Here is a 19040-nt window from a genome sequence, read left to right on the forward strand (position 1 = left end):
GGCCGATACTCTCGATGCTGATCGGCATCATGGCGTTCTTATGGGCGCTTCCGATGCTCTGGGTCGTCCTGCTTTCGCTGAAGCCCAACGAGGTCTTGAGACTTGCCGGGCGATCTCTGTTTGTGCCCTATCCGGTGACCCTGGAACATTACGAAACGCTGTTCCGGGTGTCTCAGGCGCCGCGGTGGCTTCTCAATAGTTTTATCGTTGCCGGCTCTACCACCGTGCTGACACTTGTCGTGTCGTCCCTCGCCGGCTATGCCCTCGCCCGCATTCCGTTTCCAGGAAGGACAGCCGTGTTTGCCGGCATGGTGGCCGGCACGATGATTCCTGAGCAGGCGGTCTTTCTTCCTCTTCATTCTATGCTCTCGAGCTGGGACCTCCATAATACGTATGCGGCGCTGGTGGCGCCCCGTGTGGCCGGACCGTTCGGCGTCCTCTTGATGGCGCAGTTCTTCAAAGCGGTGCCGCGCGAGTTGGAAGAGGCGGCCGAACTCGATCATGCCGGGCGGTTCAAGATCTTCCTGACCATCATGCTTCCGCTCTCGCGCCCGGCGCTGACGACGCTCGGGATTTTTACATTTCTCGCCGGATGGAACGACTTCCTATGGCCGCTCGTGTCGGCGACCGACTCCAACATGTTTACGATTACGGTTGGTCTCTCGTCGCTGCAAGGGAACTTCGCGCAATCGGAGAGCCTCGGTTTTCTCATGGCCACTGCTGTTTATGCCAGTCTTCCCATGGTGACCGTCTACCTTCTCTTTCAGCACCATATCGTCCGCGGCGTGGCCATGGCGCCAGAGAAGTAGCATCCATGTGGAATGCGAGAAACAGGACCGGTGTTGCCGCCGCGGTGGTGCTTGCGCTAGCCATGGCCGGACTGTTCGCGAGGTACGGTGCAAGCAACATGGCGGATGAGGCGGACCGGCGGCGGATAGACCTGACACTCTATCGCTTCTTTGGCGGATGCTCCGATCAATACTCCGGTGTGACAGATGTTTCACAGGCCGTTGGTGAATGCGGCATCATTCAGGTCTTGACGAATGCCTTCAATGCCACGAATCATCAAGGCGCGGTGGTCCGCACTCAGAACATTGAATGGAGCGCCTATTATGACCGGCTGAGCGCCGCCTATGCCACGCGTCATCCGCCGACGATTGCGATCATGAATCGCAGTGCCCTGCCGCGCTTTGCCGATCGGGGCCTCCTGCTGCCTTTGAAGCAGGACCTTCTGGCGGCCGGCGTCACACTGGACGACGTGGTTCCGTCGGCCCTCGAAGGCGTCATGTTCCACGGCGATCTGTATGCCTTACCGTTCGATATTCATGGCCTGCTGTGGCATATCAATGTGGGGCTCATGGCGCAGGCCGGGCTCGTGAGCGCGACCGGTGAACCGGTTTTGCCCGGAAGTGCTGAGGAACTCCTGTCACATGCCAAGCGCCTGCGGGAGAAAACGGGGCGCGCGTATCTCGCCATTCCATCACAGACAGACCCGATGCCGGTGTGGACGTTCGAAACGTGGCTCTGGCAACAACGCGCCACGATAATTTCGCCCGATCACCGCTCCGTCTACGTCGATACCGTGGCTGGGCGAAGAGCGCTGCATCTGTTACAGAAGCTGTACGATGACGGATACGCCAATCCGCATCACGACTATGCCGGTGCTGAGCAGGCCTTTCTCAACGGACAGGCCGCGATTCTGGTGAACGGAACGTGGGTTGTGGATGGCTATCTGGCCCACGCGCAGCTGCCGGATGCGAGACTAAAACACTACGCGGCCCGCACCGTACCCAATTTATTCGACACGCCGGCCGCGTGGGCTGATAGCCACGTCTGGGTGCTTCCGCGACCCGAACGGCCAAACGCGCCCGTTCATGGCGCCGCCATCGGATTTCTGAAACATCTCTTCGAGCAGAGCCGCTATTGGGCCAAAACCGGACATCTGCCGGTTCGCCTTAGCACACTGACAAGCCCCGCGTTTCAATCCTTACCAGAACGAAAGGGATATATGGACACGGCCGCGATCGCCCACATGCTACCCCCCGTTCAAAACCATAAGGCCATCCAAGATGCGCTTATTCAGGAGATCGCTGCGACATGGTTGCTGCCGCGCAGTCCGGACGAGACGCTGCGGCGTGCTCAACAGCACGTCGAGCAGATCCTTGAACGATGAGCGCGCGCGATCCCGCATGATTCTCTCTGTTCGACGGTGAGCGAGCCGTCGCCCTTCTGACTGACATCCGAACGCGACCCCCCTCGCGACGACTGTCACGCGGTTCAGTGCTGCCCACAGGTTCCGCCCAAAGTCGCGGGTTCCGATATTCGTCATCCCCTCACGTTTATGAAAGATGACTCCCGACCCTAATCTGCAGCCCGGCTGATTGGAGCGGCTTGATGAAATACGGTACTTGCGTGTTTAACATCAACCGGTGTCTGGCCTGCCAGACCTGCTCGATGGCGGACAAGTCCACGTGGCTGTTTTCCAAGGGACAAGATGCTCAACGAAACGCCGAGTACATCGCCAGAGAAATCCGGTTTCGGTGGCGTCACAAAGGTGACTCGGATCACTGTATGCTTAGGGCATTTCCTGTTCATTCAGTTTCGGGATAGTGCCAGGATAGCGCTGGAGGATCATCGAGCCATCAAAGGGCTCCTTGAAGCCCTTCACGCGATGCCCTCCGGTTTCCAATGGGCGACCAATTCAACGAATTGTATGAAGCCGCAACTCGCCATATGAAATGAGGAAGACGAATTATTTGGCCAGGCGGATGGCGTATTGACACAGCAAGAAGCGGATGAACTGGGAATGAGCAGGTCATCGGTGTCCGGCGTTGTCCGGTACTACTCAGAGCTGCTCCGGTGGTGCAGGATCTCGGGCGGCTCACCACTCACGCTCCTTTCTTAGGAGGCCCAGAACGCGGATGACCTTACTGACGATGATGTTAGCCGGCGACCAGGCGGGATGACGAGGCCGAATCGACGTGTGGAACACGAACCTCTACGCGTGGTCTTCTCTCATGGTATGACTCTCCGGCAAGTGCGTGTGGGGAACATGCAGTAAAGGGTGAGCTGGAAAGTGTTGATTTAGAGTCGGCTTGGAGGATGCTTTTCAGAGGTGTGCCGGTCGTATCGAAGAAAGTAATTCGTTCAAGCTATCACCACTTTGGGCAGTCAAAACTTCGCGTGCGGGTCGGCAAGGTGAATTAGGACAGATATCTTCTCCGAAGATCACGACCGGGTGACTGCACATCATGGAGGACTGGCACCATGGATTCGCCGGATAGCACAATGACGTGGCCGTGGTAGCCGTCCTGGCGCTTTAATACCTCGGCGCCACTTGGCGCTGCCGATACAGGTCTAACACAATCACGGCCGGTTGACGGTCCTTCATCGCAGCCATGAGATCTTCACGATGTTCGGGAACACATGGTCTGATAACCCTTGGCTTGCAGATTCTCAGTTAGGTGCCACGACTTCTGCAAACTGCTCCAACCCGTGAATTTTTTCCCGTAATTGGGCGTTGAGCTGCTCTGTGGCGTTCTTTGCGGTCGTTTGGTCCCGCACAATCTTTCCAAAACATCCGCTTTCCTTTATCGCCACGAGACAGCCCTCGATCCAAATGCGGCGTCCATCCTTCCGTACCAGCCATCGATTGTCACACGCACGCCGACCCTCCGCAGCCTGTTGAAGCTCTTTTTGCGGCACCGCACTTTGGATGCCCTCTTGGAGAAATAAACGCGAAAAAACTTTGGCCCGTGATCTCGGGGCTGCGCGCGGTGCTCACGCAGTTGGCGAATACGCTGGGCAAAGAAGGCGCCATCGACCAACGCGAAAGCTTCATCGATGCCACGTTTGCCGCGGCCAAAGGCGGAGGCGCTGAGATCGGCCCGACGCGCCGGGGCACAGGCGTCAAGATCCCCGCTATTGTGGATCGTCATGGGCTGCCGCTCTCCGTGAGCACGCATGCGGCCAATCATCATGAGGTCACGTTGGTGCAACTCAGTTTCGGCTTCTACATGCTCGAGGCCAAGCCCGAACATCTCATCGGCGACCGCGCGTATGGCAGCGATGGTCTCGATGCTGCCCTCAAGAGGAGGGCGTGAATATGATCGCGCCTCATCAGTCCACTCGCAAACTGAAGACCCAAGATGGCCGCCATCTGTGGCGGTACCAACGACGCTGGCTCGTCGAACGGTTCTTTGCCTGGCTGCAATGGAAGCGTCGGCTGTTGATTCGCTGGGAATACGACGCCACGAACTTTTTGGGCTTCGTCCAGCTTGCATCCATCACCATGCTGCTCAAGCAATTTTCAGATAGGCTCTAAGACAGCTCTTGAGAGCGGCTTCGACGACGCTCTTGGGTGATCGCCGTTGGCGCGACCGGTGTGAGGTGCGATTGTGCCTTGCTGAGAAGCGTGTCGTATTCCTGCAGCACACTAATCCGCCCCACCACCACTTTCTCCGCCTTTGGCGCTACGACGACTGATTGTCTGCTCGTCGGCATCCTCCGCAACCGCAAGGGGCGCATTCTGCTCCGGCGTGGATTGCGATGTTGTCTTGATCTCTTCTTTAGAGGCCCCGCGTGGGGGAACTCGTTCCTGATTCTTTTTTTCCTCTTCGAGCGCAAAATGTGTGACGCCCGTCTTTTTGTTGTCGTCTGATGATTCCGCCATGTCTATATCCCTTTTTATATTAGATATAAGGCTGCGCTATCGCGAGATCGCGATTGCACGGGTAGCGAACTAGTGTCCCTTCTTCCCCCGTTCCCTCTCTTTTTCTTCTCGACTCTTTTGAGGCATCTGCCCTGCTTCCTCTTGCTTAGTGCTGGAACTCAGCCCCTGGGGCGAGTCCTTCCCTTCCTGTTGTTCCTTCATGCGCTCCTGGTGCATCATTTCTTGGGATTGCTGCGTTCCCCCTTTGCCTGATGCGCCGCCCGACATTCCCCCCGAACCACTTTGAGCGAAGCCGAATGGTGCACTGATCAATAGAATCAGCAGCGTTGACGGGCCTAGTGTTGCTAGAAAAGTCATAACGCACCTCCCTGTGTTTCGGGAGTGTACGACTGAATAGGCACAACGCAACATCAGTCCTGTTTTCCATTCGCTGTGAGAGTACGCCGACAGACCCAGGTGATATGTGCTATGCCGGCCTACACCAGTGATTATGGATGGAAAGTAAATGAATCACCGGGATCGAAATGTAGGTGTGATCGAATGACATGGCCCTCTGTCAATTTACCGGACACAAGGTCGTTTTTTTATTTCAATCTCAACATGTGGCTTGAGAATGCGCTGGACGCTTCTGCGGCTTCATATTACCGTAGCAGACGGAGGTGACGCGCCTCACAAAGGCTGTCCTGAAACATGGCGGACGTTGGCACGCGGTAAAGGACTGGTTATCTCACGCGGAAGGAACATGTAACGGCTTTCCACGGAGTTGGTCCTGCGGCTGCTACAGTGTCATCATCCGTTGCCCATGGCCAATCCGATAATTGCCGGGCGTAGCCCCGTTACGACTTCGGCGAGTGCCCCATAGCTCAATTTGTCCGGAGTATCGTACCGCGTGTGATAATAGGGATAGCGAAAAGGCGCCGTATCGGTCGCCATCATGGCGGGATAGCCGCATTGCCAGAATGACCAGTGATCGGACGAGCGCACCCCCGGCAAGAAGCCTGGAAGCGCGATGGCCCGGACCGGTAAGTCTGAACCTCCACGAAACGTTCGAGCGACAGTGTGCACAAGATGTCGAGAGTTTATGTTGGAGACGAGCGCGAGAAACTTCCCTTGTAGTGGACGAAGGAGTTTCGCTGGCCACGGGTCCTTTAATGGAGGGTCGTACGCGGGAAAACATCCCAGCGTCTCTAAGCTGAACATCGCCACAATGTGATCCCCCCGATGACGACACGCCCTTGCATAGACGAGGCTGCCCATCTTCTTAGTCCGAATGTAAGGTGGTTCTTCATTCACAAAAGCGACAAATCGCAACGTGCGGCTCATTCGACTGCTGGCCAATGCACGAGCGAGTGCCAAGAGGGCTGCTACACCGGTGGCATTGTCGTTCGCGCCTGGGCCACCCCGCACCGAATCGTAGTGGGCGCCGATAAGAACAATCTCGTGCCTATCGCCGATTCCGGCCAACTCACCCACAACGTTGTGACAAGCGCGCCCCCCAACCGTATAGGTCTGACGACATACCGGTACGCCCGCTGATTGAAGGGCGTCGTCAATGAAGGTGGCAGCTCGGTCCAGGTTCGCATATCTCGCCGTGTTACGCTCCCCGATGTCGGATGCTAGCACGCGGACATCGTGCTGCAGCGCTGCCTTCAATTTCTCTCGACGGTCCTCTGACCAACCAGCCGTGACAGGGCGCAATAGTGAAGCCAGTCCCATTCCTCAGCACCGCGCCGTTCCGAGGCAGGCATACCTAGTCATGTAGGCATCGTCGCAGGACAACTTATATCTCATAGACCTCGCCTTCAGTACCACTTCCTTCGATGTCCTCATTGCTGGTCACCATGCCGGTGCCCCTTCAGTCCGCCGCTGCTTGGTGTCGCTCAGGGCCCCTAGGACCTGCTCGTGGAGCGAGAGAATCTTATTCCTCTGACCGCTGTCTTGCTCAGCCTGGGTGAACAAGCACTCACGGAGCAGTTCAGCCTGCGCCACGGTGAAATCCAACTGTACTCTCGAGGGGTCCAGCTCACTGCTCATCGGGACGGGCTCCTTGGTATCCGTTACCTTGCCCCGTGCAGAAAGAAGCCATGCCAGCACCGATGCACCAAGGATGCAAGCGCCCAAGACTTGTCCGGGCAGCAGTCGCCTATTCTCCCACATCCAGTGTCCGCTAACCTCTCGCCCCTCAGCCATCGGCTCAAAGAGGTTGCCAGCAGTCGGCGTCGCGCCTTTCTTTCGGGATAACTGGAAGCGATCCGACAGGACTGCCATAAATCGTTCGGTGAAGCCGGGAGCGAGCTGATGCTGCGCGTTGAAGAACCGGCCGCTGTGGCCAACAAACACCTCACGTCGGGGCTTCTTTACTAAGCGAAGGATCGTCTGGGCGACACGTTGCGCCTCATAGACGGGCGGCATGGCGTCGACGGCACGTCCGCTGTAATTCGCCGCGTGCTGGAAGAGTGGCGTATCAATGGTTGCCGGCATAACCGTACAGACGTGCACGTCGCGGTATCCCTCAAGCCACAGCTCTTGTCGGAGGCTCATCCCCAGCCCACGGATAGCATGTTTGGAAGCGACGTAGGCACTCATATAGGGTTGCGAGAGTCGGCTGTCGATGGAGGCGACATTGATGAGGACGCCATGTCGTTGCGGCAAAAAGTGCTGAAAGGCGGAGCGCGCGCCATGGATGTAGCCGAATAGATTCGTCTCAATCACCCGCCGATGATCGTGCATCGGTACGGCTTGGAGGGACCCGAATGCGGTCACCGCTGCATTGTTCACCCAAACATCAATGCGCCCGAATCGAGCGCCCGCGCGGCTTGCCAAGTCATCGACAGCGGCCGAATCGGTGACATCGAGCGGCACAGCCATCGCCTCACCGCCTGACCGTCGGCACTGCTGGACGAGCGTCTCCAACACATCGTTGCGCCGCGCAGCGAGGACAACATCTGCGCCGCGCCTGGCAAATGCCAGCGCTGTGGCTCTTCCAATGCCACTGGTTGCCCCAGTAATGACGACGACCGGCCGTTTATTCACCATTGCCATGTATTCCCTGGGATGTGACAAGCTAAATCACGCTATGGTCAGACGATAAACCATGCCCAGATGCCGCAGTATCGGTCATATGGAAGACTGACGTGCAGCAATATGGCACTGATGTGCCTCCATCCATATGAACGCTGCGTCGGCGTTCTGATACAAGGTCTAACCGTAGCCGCCGGGCCGAGAAAAGACACGCATCCTGATTCTCCTACCAGCTCAGGCATCAGTACGTATAGGGCGGTCGTGAACCGCTTTCTTTTACCTTCCCCCCCGAGCCCGAGAATCCTGTGGCAGCTGACAATCGATACCGGGGTCCTGGGCATGGCGGCAACAGGGAAGGTTGGATTAATGCTACGTCAGGCTTACACCGTTTGACCTCCATCGATGACCATGGCGTGCTCGACGACGAAGGAAGACGCATCGGAACACAGCCAGAGGACGGCATTGGCAATCTCCTCTGGCTTCCCCATCCGTCCGACGGACTCCTGTGCGATCACCCTGTCCGTCCTCAGAAGTGCCCTGGTGAAGCGATCCATCGGGCCCCTTGTGCGGGTGACCTCCAGAGTACCATCGACATGCGGGTTGGTGTCCTTAGACCGCGCAATGTCATTGACCCTCCGACCCCACGCGGGCCCCAGCGGCTCTATCCAGTGCCCTGCCTCTTGACTCTCTTTTTCGACGTGCTACCTGTTGCGGTAGTTTTGGATGGAAATCAGCAAGGAGGTGTCGTATGAATGTCGCGCGCTGGGATCCCGTCCGGGAACTCGAAGACATGTCTGAACGGCTGAATCGGATGTTTGCCCGTCCTCTGGCTCGTCAGGAGAATGGTAAGGAGAGGCTAACGGTAGCTGATTGGGTACCGACCGTCGATATTGAAGAAGGGGAGCAGGAGTATTTGATCACGGCCGAACTGCCTGGGATCAAGAAAGAGGATGTGAAGATTACGCTTCAGGATGGTGTGCTGACCCTTCATGGAGAGAGGAAACAAGAAAAGGTTGAACAGGGCAAGCGACTCCATCGGGTCGAACGTTCGTATGGCGCCTTTGTGCGAAGCTTCGCGCTGCCGGATGTGGTAGATGAAGGCAACGTCTCGGCAGAGTTTAAAGACGGTGTTCTACACGTTCGGCTCCCTAAATCCGAGAAAGCCAAGCCAAAAGCCATTGAAGTCAAAGTCGGATAAGCGCTCGGCAGAAGGACGGCATTGAGTTTTCGCACCCATCAAAGCCCGCCCGTCGTGCGCGGGCTCTGATGGGCGCCCCATTACGGCAATGGGGAACGGTTGCGCCTACATTGTGTCGTAGAACTTTATAGCAGGGCCTCTTCAGCTTTCATCCAACGTGGGCGCTTCATAAAAGCGATGCAGCGTTGACCCGAGAGACCAGTCACGACAGTAACCAATTCCCATCCTGAAATCCCTTGATGGTTCAACCACAACTCTACAGTGGCACTATCTGAGGGATCAAACTCCTTCATAAAGTATTCCCACCCGTCATTTTTCATCTCAGGCATACATCCTCCTTAGAACAGTGGCTTATACATCAAAAGATCGCGCGTACGTTAGCATTATCGGCAGCTCTCCAGCATGGCAAGAGCTCGTGAGAAGCGTGGGATCTCGGATACGGGAACACCGGATATCTCCACTGAGTAATCAGGACTCTTCATTTCATCTGCCTATATGGAAAGGGTCCTATTTGCATGGTAATGCTTAGGTTAGTCTGTCACCTGATAGCTGTACAAGCCATCACGTTGTAAAACTCACTCTTACGTTATTACGCGCGACAACATTTTGATGTCCCTGGACTTCTGTCGCCTCTATTAGCGCCTCCATTTCAGGATCGTCTTCTTTTCCGTGCCACCCACATATTAGGAGGTCGTTGATGCGACGAGCGGGACGTCCCCGTCGGACTCAAACAGATGTTATGATGATCGTTGCCTATGATGCGCGCCGCGTTCACGGCACGCTCAGGAAAGCCGCGGCACAGTTGCAGTTGAGCCATGAGCGGGTTCGGCAGCTCGTGGCACAGGGCGTGGCGAAGGGGCTGGTGCCAGCACTCCCGCCGAAAGACGCCATACGTTCACCCAATCCCTTTGTCGATCGAACCACGACCATGAATCTGCTAGCGCAATACGGGACGACCGTCGCCATCAGCCGGGTCACGGGGTGCTCCATTACGCGACTGCGCAGTCGGCTGACTGCGTACGGTCTGCGGGGCCGGAAGTTATGGGCCCTAAATCGTGACTACCAGAAACGGGTGATGGCCAAGCAGCGCTACGATGCCTTTGTAAACGCGCAGTGTGGGACCCATCCTACGACGACCCAACTAACGTTCTTCAGAAGGCAGGAATCTTGATGCCTTTATTCGTCGGCATTGGCGATCGGCCGTGGCCTTTCGCCGGGCGTATGGCATCCGGGTCCATGCACCCGTCAGGCGGGCGCCGATTGAGAGGGCGGCATGAAGGAAGGGGCTCCTCCCTGCCAGAGGCTTTCAACGATGATCTAACTATTTCCTGCCGAGGATCGCATCCTTAGCCGCCTTGGCCACGCGGAATTTCACGACGCGTTTGGCGGCAATCTTGATGGTTTCCCCGGTCTGCGGATTACGGCCTAAACGGGCTTTACGGTTCGCGAGGGCCAATTTCCCAATGCCAGGAATTGTGAAGGTGTTCTTCGCTTCCTTGTAAGCCAAGGCGTTAAAGGCATCGAAAAACTCTCCTGCGGTCTTTTTGGGGACACCCGCCTTTTCTGCCAAGTGAGTGAGCACCGCTGATTTCGTCATTGCCTTTGCCATGGAGCCTCCTGGATTGGTGTACAGAGAACGACCGGACGCTGTCTTGTAGGAGTTTTCAGTATATCTGTCAAGAGCACAGCCGCTTCAACTCTTAGATTGGATGATAAGCTTCCTGCACTCTATCGCCCCCAATGCCTATCGGTTCGTGCGGCGCTACCGCTCTGGAGATGGCCTGCAGTCTGATCTACGGACCCTCAAGGATAAGCAGCAGGTGTATCGGGTTGGTGGTCGATGCCCGGGATCCGGACCCGCTGGCCCGACGAGGTGATCCGGAGCTTTCTAAAGCTTGTCGGCCGGTGTGACGCATGGTTGTGGCGACGGAACCCCACGGTATGGACGAATTTTCTACACGAGCTCAATCGTCGGCTGCGCGCAGCCTCTACTCGTCGGCCGGGTCTCGCTAGGGCGAGGGAGCAACATGCGCGGTGAGGTTGTGACGATGACTGCCGCAGGGGAGTCGGTGAGTGAAGCACATCAGAAATGCCCTTTTTGCGCCGCCCGAAAAATTTTACCAGCCGGGCCTAGGGCTAAGAGGCATGGCGAACACGCCGGTGGTCGGCCTAAGCCACTCAGTAGGCCGGAAGGCTCCGCAAGGGTATCCCCTCTTCGGATCGATATCTCGCGAAGACCGAGATACGTCGGGTGACGAAGTTCCGCCCGTTGTCCACTCCGTGAATTTCACTCTCCACAGCAATGAGTGCCCGGATGCCATCATACTTTGGTTCGTAGACGTATTGACGATCCGTCAGTGATACCTCAACCAGTGAGGCGAACATCGGGCAGAGGCTGGCAGTATCCATACGTCAGGTTACGGGCCGTTGAGTCCGCTGCCGTTCGCAGTCTAAGGCATTACTCATGAACTCGCGACTCGACGCGTTTCTCGGCAGGGTCTTACGAGAATATGGTTCGGGACGGCTGATCAGCAGAGACCTTGTCACATTTTATTTGGATTTCCGTTGGTCGCCGCGATCGCCCTGTCCTTTCGGCACAGTGGCATTCGCGGTGCTCTTCTTGTCTCGACTCAGGGACCGCCCGATATCGACCTGCCGTGGCACGAGTCTCAACGTCTTCTGCATACTTTATGTCCAAATCGAATTGTCGTAAGGCACAGTTGGCGGGAACTATGAAAGTGGAGACGCAAGTGTGGCTTCTAAAACGTTGGGCACAGTTGAGAGCGAAACCGCCTATAAAACCGCCTATAATTCTTCGGCGAGAAAAACCGCTTTTCTAAGTTATTGAAACTGGAGCGGGAAACGGGATTTGAACCCGCGACCCTCGCCTTGGCAAGGCGTGGGTCAAGGTATTAGCCTTCAGCAAACTCATGTTGATGGTATGATTTCTTCGTGACAGCAGCGTGACAGAATATACAACTCCTAATGATATAAACCACGACAGCCGGAATGGTTGTTGGTCAGGCAGCAGTTTCTAAGTGATTGTATTTGGGAAGACCGCCCACTTTCTTTATGGAAATTTTCACTCGTACGTATTGGCTGTAACGGCCCTCTCAAGGCTCAAACACGGGTTCGAATCCCGTTGGGACCACCAACTTTTTTAAGCTGTTGTCTTGCATCATCAGCACAATTCCATGCCTGCCGACAAGGCCTGACCTTTATACATAATAGTAAGAAGATTTGTCGTTCCTGGTCCGTTCACAGGAACTACCGCCATCTCAGATGCTTGTCGGCAACGATCGTACGATCAGTCCGGTCACAGCCTGATCTCACACGGATGGCAATGCTGGTAGATTCTAATCAGCATTGAACATGCGCCTCTAGTGCGGGAGGATGAACGATGCAGATGGCGATGATTGTTTCCGCACGTCATGGAAGGGAAAGTTCAAGGCAAGGGAGCTACGGGCACGGTCCCTATGTCAGCCATGTGCGGCGGCGCCAGCCTTCCCTGCCTCCTCGACGAGGCATCCCCCACGGGTAAGGTGATCACGATACCCCCATTACATCGTTCAATCTGAAGTCACGGCGGGGGCTACGGGGATGGGTAGTGTAGCGGCCGATACAGGCTTGAGCCAACAGCCCATATCGGCATGTGTGCAAGGTTGTCTAGCTCATAGCTGTTCATCTCCGTCTCTGATTACATTTCGTCGCGAGAGACAAAAGAGAAGGCTGAAGGAAAGAGGTCCAAACGAGGGCAAAGTTGTCCGCCAAACCTTTCGACCGCGCAAAGTCGTTAGCGTGAACATTTGATGGCGGGGCCGATCCGTCACTCATCCTAATTGAAAGCAGCGAGCAAAGTTAGATACTGGATAATGGGTCAATAAAGTTCGATACTACTTTCGGTTCATTCGGCTATTCCCTATGGTTGAGACCATCTGTTCCGGTATTTTCCAGTCAAACCGACGATAGCCGTAATCACCATTGTGGTTAATGAGGTTCTGACCTCTATCACTCAGCGAGACCTTATCTTTGAATCCCCTGCTAAGCCAGTATCAGACAGGTAGAAAAGAATGTTAGCCAATTCCGCATGAAAGACCACATGGATGTCTCCCGGAAGAAAAGTGCGAGGGATGAACTTGGGAAGGGCTATGAGCTGAGCAAGAGCAATATGTCGAGGTCGCAGAAGAGGAACTGGAGGCGCTGGAGGCGGACGCGAATCGGAATATCGCGGTCTAAGGATTGTGCCGGTGAAAGTGGGAGATGCCGCGGAGTTTCAAAAAGCCTAGCGACTCTAACGTCTGCTCGCACAAAGCAACGGCGCAAGAAGCGCAGGCTACCGTGGCTCAGCTTCCCCTGTGAGACAGGAAGGCTCGTCATGGTTCGTGCACTCGCTGATGAGCGGCTCATGCTCCATGTACGGACGCGTCATCCGTTCAGTGTGTTCACGGGATCTAACTATGTCGACAATCCCTGTTTCTCATGATCGGCATGAATACAGAGGGTCGTGGTCTCACTGGAAATACCATGGTCATCTGGTTGGATCGTTCCTGGCCGCCCTTTTTATGGTCGGACTTGTCGCCATCTCCCTCGCTCCTGCAGAGGATGAGACCCCTATCCACAATGTGACGTCCCCTCTTTCTAAAACTGACAAAACCTCCAATACCAACGATCATCGAATCGATGACGCGGACATCGCCGCATTGCAAGACAAACGCATCGAGGCTGCCAAAGAACTGGCCGCTGTCAGCAGATCCGGGGATCTGCGAAGGGATGCCCCTTCCGGCGTATCTCAAGAACAGCTATCGGAACGACATGCCTTACTTCAGCAAATAGTACGAGCATATGACCAGGCGATAGATGAGTACCACCGGCTGGAGCAAGCTCGCGAGCGCCATGGAGACGTCACGAAGAGCAACACGGAGTGGAACGGCTTTTCGGAACCGGCGCCTTACTCTATTCTTCTTGCGGATGAACTGTGGAACACGGCATTTTCATTAAGGCTCGCGGTCGAGGGCCTCCAATCGCAGCTCAATATGATTGAGCTGCGATTTGGGAGAGCCCGGGAGTTACACAAATCTGCGGAAGAACGTCTTCGGCAAGCGTCTGAGCGCGTGGAAGCGGCAAAGGACCCAGCGGCGCTCGCGCGGGCTCAATGGGCACGCGACATGGAAGCGCTACGCAGTCGCACGGGATCTATCATGCTCACCGCTGCAGAACGATCGCGGAAACGTATTGAAGAGGAGCTGGCCGAGGCCCGCGACCGTCTAGCTTTTGCCCAGCGGCAACTGCAGACCGCCGAAGAACACGTTCGTTTCACGGAGGAGGACCTCAATAAAGTCCGTGCCCGTCTGACACAGGAGCGACAAGGACTTGATCGAGAATTGCAGCACACCATCGCTGCTGAGCACGTACAGTCGCACGCTTTGGAGGAGGCCGAGCGTCAACTAGATGCCATGAGCGGGCGGCAGGCAAGTCGATCATCCGGCAAACTCACCGGCAGAATGGGACGGCTCAGAAGAGCCGTGGAACTAAGACGGGTGCAATCCGACAACATGACGCTAAACGTGGATCTGCTCAAGCAGATGCTCGATATAGTGGAAGGCGAGCGTCAGCTTTGGGAAAGTCGATTTGCCCTTGCGCAAGGCGTTGAGCCAAGTCAAGCCCGCGAGGCGTATCGCCAGTCCGATCGGCTGCTGAACAGCTTGCACGCCTCTGGCAATTATCTACAGCAGCAAGTGACCGTTGTTTCGGGCGAGAGGAGCGAACAGGACAATCGGCTGAGCAACGCCTCCGTTGGCGATGATCACGCTCACTTGCAGGCCGTCCTGGATGCCCACCGTCAACGTGAAGCGCTTTACAACCGCGTGCTCCAGCGCGTGGATCAGGCCACGCGTTTTGTGGAACGTTGGCAATCGGAATTCAAGGAAAAACGAAAGAAGTTACCGCTGTCGGCACGCCTGACAGATTGGGCAAAACAAGCCTTTGGTCTAGGAACAGCGTTCTGGAACTTCGAGGTCTTCGCGGCCGAAGACACGATCGAAGTGGAAGGGAAAAAGATCACTGGACGGCGCAGCATCACCGTGGGGAAAATCCTCACTGCCCTCGGGATCTTGTTGATCGGCTATTGGATCTGTTTGTACCTGGCCCGGCTTATCAGCGCGCTCGTTGTTAGGCGACTGGGAGTAACACCGGAGCTCGCGAATCTGCTGCGACAGTGGACACAAGCCTTCCTCATCATCATCCTCATCTTGATCAGTCTCATTTCCGTCAAAATCCCACTAACCATTTTCGCCTTCCTGGGCGGTGCCTTTGCTATTGGACTCGGCTTTGGGGCACAAAATCTTCTGAAGAATGTGATCAGTGGCATCCTCTTGCTGATTGAGCGGCCACTGCGTGTCGGCGATTTAATCGAGGTGGACAATATCCGCGGGCGGGTGATGACTATTGGTCTTCGTTCCTCGACCATCCGCGATGCCAAGGGCGTTGAGACCCTTATCCCCAATAGTAATTTGTTGGACCGCAATCTCACCAATTGGACGTACTCCAGTCCGATCGGTCGGTTCTCGCTTCGCGTGGGAGCGCCGTATGGTTCCAATCAGGTCGGTGAAGTGCTGATAGACATTGCCAGGCAGCATCCTCGCGTGCTGAAACTTCCATCACCCCAAGCACTGCTTGAGGAGTTCGGGGACAAGGCGGTCATCTTCACCTTGCATTATTGGCTCGACATAGGGCGCGAGGTCGAACCGGCGGAGGTAGCCAGCGACCTCCGGTATATGATTGAGAAAAGGTTTATGGAAACAGGTCTCAAACTATTGCCAGCAGGATAGGCCTTGAATAGCCTTAACCACACCTGCTGCCGGAGTACATTACCGGGCCCCTGACTTTATGACCAAGGAGGGCTGAGCCCACTACAAGTCCAACGCCGAAAATTCTGGAGGCGCATCGCGAAAGTATGCCCGAAGATCATGGAAGTGGAGATCCTGCACGTTCCCACGCTTGCACAGGCGACCCCAATAGACGGTGAGGGGCGTCCATTGTCTGAAAACGTGATCCTCGATACAGGCAGGCCTTTGCCTCAGTGCCTGAGCAACGATTGCGCTTAGCGGAATCTCTTTTGGGGTTCCCTTCCAGCGACTTCTCGCAGGAGGCAGCACAAGCCACCATCCGTTATCCCGGAGTTTGGCTACGATCGCCCGATGTTCAGAATGTTGGCTTCCCTTAGCCCGGTATGTAAGCGACAAGACAGATCGCCCACAACTCTTCTGACGCGACCTTCTGAATGGCGGCCAATTTCTCGTCTGCTGCCATCCGTTCTCGGTTCACGGCCTCAGGCAGCGCCACGCGTTTCAACCTATTTTTATCGAGCGTTTCAAAATCGACGGCGAGATTCAGAATCCTCATGAGGACATTCCACTTCCGTCTGATAGTCGCGGCCGCAGCCTTCGCCTCCACACGCTCAGCAACATAATTATGCCGTCCGCTGCCCTCAATGAGGCAAGGGGCCGGTTTCCAATAATGCTCCGCACGGCGAAACGGGTTATTCTGACAGGCCTCGCGCATACAGCTGACAGAAGCAATCAAACGCGGCCTTATAATGCGCCTATCATAACCGCTGTGTGCCCAACCGATTTCGCTTAATATGAATCTACGAGGCAAAAATGCTTTCACTATCCGGAGAGGATGAGGTCCATAGAGACCTGTCACCGCGTTCAAGGCGAAACATCGAGCCTGATGAGAAGAGTCAAGTATCCGGTACGCTCGCATGCGTCGTTTTATGCGGGGCAGTTGCGTCGACCGGGTGTGGATCGGTTCCAGTCACAGATGGCTTCCGCACTCAGCTGCCGCAGCAGTCGGAAAAAATTATCGTATGGGGTCACCATCCGAGTGCGGTTGACACGGCTACCATCTGGTTGCAACGACGTGGGCTGTCCGCGCTCGATCAAGCCGGGTTGCAGCAGGCCCTGGGTGAGCACCGGCCACGCGCTGTCCGTTGGGAAGCGGCTGCCGAAGAGGAAGCGGTGATTTTGAAAGCGGCGACGGATCTCGGTGTGGATCAGGTGGTGTTCGTCCAGGATTTCGGCGATCTCCGCGCGCCGATGGTCTCGATCCGTAGTGTCCAGGCACCGACGCGGCGAGTGCTGTGGGGCGGCACAGCGCGGTTTGCCGATTATCGTTCCAAGCCACCGACGGATGCGCTGGCGGACCTCACCTGTCAAGCTTTGGCGACAGCCTGGGGCCTTCGTGAGCCGGGAGAGAAATGGTTCAAGTCCTCTCAAGCGATGTGTACGGCGCCATGAGACCGTACGTTGTCCCGCTGCTCTGTCTAGTATTTTCCGTCTCCGCCTGCTCGACGACACGTGAGCTGTCCAGCACGCCAAGGTCGCCGGTCGAGCAGTTGCTCATCACACAATCCATCGTGCGCAGCCTCGACATTGCTGCGCTACCGCTTCTGCCCGGCGACACCGTCGCGCTTGAAACCGTGGGGATGACCGACGACAAGAACTTCGGGCGTGATGTGATTGCCGGATGGCTGGGCCGCCGTGGCGTGTTTGTGGGAGGCGGCGAGCCCGCCTATTCAATCCGCATTATTTGGCACACCCTTGGCGCCGAAAAAAGTGAAACCTTTTTCGGCATGCCGCCAATCCAAAGCGCCTTACTCCCATTTTCGACGCCTGAGCTGTCCTTGTACAAAGCGACCCGCCTCCGCGGCTATACGCGCTGCTCGCTTGACATCGTCGAGAAAAAGACCGGCCAACTGCTCGCCTCGACGCCGGTGACAGAAGCGGACGTGCACTTCAGTCGCTATACGGTGCTGCTTTTGTTCGTGTTCGATTCGACGGATATGATGCCCCCACCGTTGTGATTGAGATGTCCTGATGTGATGATCTGATGAATTCGAAGTCCTATCCATGAATCCCACGGTACTGTGATTCTGGAATGGCTCGCGCCAGAACGGCGTGAGCCAACATGAAGTGGTTCTCCTCGATGTCGGACTCCAGTTGCCCGGCAGCTCGTGGACCACGGACAGGTGAAGGGAAATCGTCAGCGCAATTCTGGGCTACATACTGCCGGTATCCTAGGTTATGCCGATCACCCGTATCGAAAAAATCATCTCAGGCGGACAGACTGGTGCAGACCGTGCCGCGCTGGACTGGGCCATTGCGAATGGGATTCCCCATGGGGGCTGGTGTCCAAAAGGGCGCCGTGCAGAGGATGGCATGATCCCCGAGCGGTATCGCTTGCAGGAAACCCCAGGACCTACGTATGAGCAGCGCACCATGAGGAATGTCCGCGACGCCGATGCCACGCTGATCGTCACCCTGGCAAGGGAACTAACTGGTGGAACGCTGTTGACCCGCCAATTTGCGAACACCATGAGCCGGCCGTGCCTGCATGTCATGCGTTGCGACCATTGGCGAGAAAAGATGAAGGACTTTTTGAAAAAGTACTCGATTCGGATATTGAATGTAGCAGGCCCGCGAGGTTCAGAATCACCCGGCATCCAGCAATTCGTTCAAGAGGTATTGAGCGAAATAAAGGCGATCACTCTATTCGGAAAACCCATCACGAGCTCTGGATGTAAATGATCGGAACATCAAGATCTAATGAAAGCATTTGGGGTTACACAAAAATAATTTGGCATCCCTGCCGTGATAGCGACCATGTTTCTGCCATTTCAGCTGCACCTTCAGCGGACCGCCGGGATTGCCGCTTTGATGTCATTTCCAAGGGGTTCTTTAACCCATAGGCCCTCAAGCTGCTTCCTGAGCCGTTCGAGTATTCGTCCTTCGATGAAATCAGAGAAGAATGAACGTTATGGCAAAAGCGTTATTTTTGCTAATTCATTATACCTCCAATAGTATACGTAAAGTCGCTAATTGCTATTGATCCTAGCTGAGCAGAGCCATAAAAGTTCATACCTGCCAGCATCTTCTCGTCTAAAATGCCGCCTCACGTACTTCGTAGGTCAGCGCAGCCATGCATGATCCGGACCCTCACGCGGCATGCATCTCATTCCGCTTGGCAGTACTCCCGCCTTTCCTCATAGAGGGGTAGTGCTAAATGTGAACCGTCCTTCGTCCGTCTGGGGTGTCTTGGCGACCTCATTTCAAACGGCGAACTGTGAAGGAGGTTCATGCTAATGGGCCA

19 protein-coding genes, 1 tRNA gene and 1 pseudogene are annotated in these 19040 nt (G+C 55.9%); 11 read left to right on the forward strand and 10 right to left on the reverse strand.

The annotated features are described in order from the left end of the window. Window positions 1-14: 14 nt before the first annotated feature. Complete coding sequence (locus ACWHYZ_RS03700; RefSeq protein WP_447985944.1) at window positions 15-809, forward strand: carbohydrate ABC transporter permease; 795 nt, start codon at window positions 15-17, stop codon at window positions 807-809. Between the two features lie 5 nt (window positions 810-814). Beyond that, window positions 815-2173 carry an extracellular solute-binding protein gene (locus ACWHYZ_RS03705; RefSeq protein WP_447985945.1) on the forward strand — a complete coding sequence of 453 codons (1359 nt, stop codon included), beginning with the start codon at window positions 815-817 and terminating at the stop codon, window positions 2171-2173. Window positions 2174-3456: 1283 nt separating this feature from the next. Here the strand turns inward: ACWHYZ_RS03705 and ACWHYZ_RS03710 are convergent. Continuing rightward, window positions 3457-3705 carry a hypothetical protein gene (locus ACWHYZ_RS03710; RefSeq protein WP_447985946.1) on the reverse strand — a complete coding sequence of 83 codons (249 nt, stop codon included), beginning with the start codon at window positions 3703-3705 and terminating at the stop codon, window positions 3457-3459. A 50-nt stretch (window positions 3706-3755) separates the two neighbouring features. On the opposite strand from ACWHYZ_RS03710, the gene ACWHYZ_RS03715 reads away from it, so the two are divergent. Both ACWHYZ_RS03715 and ACWHYZ_RS03720 read left to right on the forward strand, forming a co-directional pair. Beyond that, the gene (locus tag ACWHYZ_RS03715) at window positions 3756-4103 is read left to right on the forward strand and encodes a transposase (protein WP_447985947.1); all 348 of its coding nucleotides are present in this window, start codon (window positions 3756-3758) and stop codon (window positions 4101-4103) included. A 2-nt stretch (window positions 4104-4105) separates the two neighbouring features. Next, on the forward strand, window positions 4106-4324 hold the full coding sequence (locus ACWHYZ_RS03720; protein ID WP_447985948.1) for a hypothetical protein: 219 nt from the start codon (window positions 4106-4108) through the stop codon (window positions 4322-4324). 111 nt (window positions 4325-4435) lie between these two features. On the opposite strand, the gene ACWHYZ_RS03725 is transcribed toward ACWHYZ_RS03720, so the two are convergent. The 5 genes and pseudogenes from ACWHYZ_RS03725 to ACWHYZ_RS03745 form a co-directional block, all read right to left on the reverse strand. Further along, the gene (locus ACWHYZ_RS03725) at window positions 4436-4672 is read right to left on the reverse strand and encodes a hypothetical protein (protein WP_447985949.1); all 237 of its coding nucleotides are present in this window, start codon (window positions 4670-4672) and stop codon (window positions 4436-4438) included. A gap of 69 nt (window positions 4673-4741) precedes the next feature. Continuing rightward, window positions 4742-5029 (reverse strand): hypothetical protein, encoded by a 288-nt coding sequence (locus ACWHYZ_RS03730; protein ID WP_447985950.1) that lies wholly within the window; start codon window positions 5027-5029, stop codon window positions 4742-4744. A gap of 432 nt (window positions 5030-5461) precedes the next feature. Next, entirely contained in the window at window positions 5462-6388 is a 927-nt protein-coding gene (locus ACWHYZ_RS03735) for a M28 family peptidase (protein ID WP_447985951.1), read from the reverse strand. 120 nt (window positions 6389-6508) lie between these two features. Then, on the reverse strand, window positions 6509-7714 hold the full coding sequence (locus tag ACWHYZ_RS03740; protein ID WP_447985952.1) for an SDR family oxidoreductase: 1206 nt from the start codon (window positions 7712-7714) through the stop codon (window positions 6509-6511). Window positions 7715-8073: 359 nt separating this feature from the next. Beyond that, window positions 8074-8247: pseudogene (locus tag ACWHYZ_RS03745) on the reverse strand (SDR family oxidoreductase); the annotation flags it as partial. Between the two features lie 194 nt (window positions 8248-8441). Here ACWHYZ_RS03745 and ACWHYZ_RS03750 point away from each other — a divergent pair. Beyond that, window positions 8442-8891, forward strand: coding sequence for an Hsp20/alpha crystallin family protein (locus tag ACWHYZ_RS03750; protein WP_447985953.1), 450 nt, complete (start codon window positions 8442-8444; stop codon window positions 8889-8891). Window positions 8892-9016: 125 nt separating this feature from the next. Here the strand turns inward: ACWHYZ_RS03750 and ACWHYZ_RS03755 are convergent, their stop codons facing one another. Then, window positions 9017-9220, reverse strand: a complete 204-nt coding sequence (locus ACWHYZ_RS03755) for a hypothetical protein (protein WP_447985954.1) — start codon at window positions 9218-9220, stop codon at window positions 9017-9019. Between the two features lie 368 nt (window positions 9221-9588). On the opposite strand from ACWHYZ_RS03755, the gene ACWHYZ_RS03760 reads away from it, so the two are divergent. Beyond that, window positions 9589-10062, forward strand: coding sequence for a hypothetical protein (locus tag ACWHYZ_RS03760; protein ID WP_447985955.1), 474 nt, complete (start codon window positions 9589-9591; stop codon window positions 10060-10062). Window positions 10063-10212: 150 nt separating this feature from the next. Here ACWHYZ_RS03760 and ACWHYZ_RS03765 read toward each other — a convergent pair whose 3' ends face one another. Together ACWHYZ_RS03765 and ACWHYZ_RS03770 are read right to left on the reverse strand one after the other, a co-directional pair. Further along, window positions 10213-10500, reverse strand: a complete 288-nt coding sequence (locus ACWHYZ_RS03765; RefSeq protein ID WP_447985956.1) for an HU family DNA-binding protein — start codon at window positions 10498-10500, stop codon at window positions 10213-10215. A gap of 941 nt (window positions 10501-11441) precedes the next feature. Next, window positions 11442-11576, reverse strand: coding sequence for a hypothetical protein (locus ACWHYZ_RS03770; protein WP_447985957.1), 135 nt, complete (start codon window positions 11574-11576; stop codon window positions 11442-11444). Window positions 11577-11983: 407 nt separating this feature from the next. Between ACWHYZ_RS03770 and ACWHYZ_RS03775 the strand changes: the two genes are divergently transcribed. Both ACWHYZ_RS03775 and ACWHYZ_RS03780 read left to right on the forward strand, forming a co-directional pair. Next, window positions 11984-12045: transfer RNA gene (locus ACWHYZ_RS03775), tRNA-OTHER, on the forward strand. Between the two features lie 1303 nt (window positions 12046-13348). Next, window positions 13349-15718 carry a mechanosensitive ion channel domain-containing protein gene (locus ACWHYZ_RS03780; protein ID WP_447985958.1) on the forward strand — a complete coding sequence of 790 codons (2370 nt, stop codon included), beginning with the start codon at window positions 13349-13351 and terminating at the stop codon, window positions 15716-15718. A gap of 391 nt (window positions 15719-16109) precedes the next feature. Here ACWHYZ_RS03780 and ACWHYZ_RS03785 read toward each other — a convergent pair whose 3' ends face one another. After that, entirely contained in the window at window positions 16110-16472 is a 363-nt protein-coding gene (locus ACWHYZ_RS03785) for a hypothetical protein (RefSeq protein ID WP_447985959.1), read from the reverse strand. A 77-nt stretch (window positions 16473-16549) separates the two neighbouring features. Between ACWHYZ_RS03785 and ACWHYZ_RS03790 the strand changes: the two genes are divergently transcribed. The 3 genes from ACWHYZ_RS03790 (at window position 16550) to ACWHYZ_RS03800 (ending at window position 18478) form a co-directional block, all read left to right on the forward strand. Continuing rightward, the gene (locus tag ACWHYZ_RS03790) at window positions 16550-17188 is read left to right on the forward strand and encodes a hypothetical protein (RefSeq protein WP_447985960.1); all 639 of its coding nucleotides are present in this window, start codon (window positions 16550-16552) and stop codon (window positions 17186-17188) included. Next, a complete protein-coding gene (locus ACWHYZ_RS03795; protein ID WP_447985961.1) occupies window positions 17185-17754 on the forward strand; it encodes a hypothetical protein in 570 nt (189 codons plus the stop codon). Before ACWHYZ_RS03790 ends, ACWHYZ_RS03795 begins: the two co-directional genes overlap by 4 nt. Before the next feature lie 220 nt (window positions 17755-17974). After that, window positions 17975-18478 (forward strand): putative molybdenum carrier protein, encoded by a 504-nt coding sequence (locus tag ACWHYZ_RS03800; protein WP_447985962.1) that lies wholly within the window; start codon window positions 17975-17977, stop codon window positions 18476-18478. The last annotated feature ends 562 nt before the right edge of the window (window positions 18479-19040 follow it).

This window comes from Nitrospira sp. Nam74, assembly GCF_965152615.1.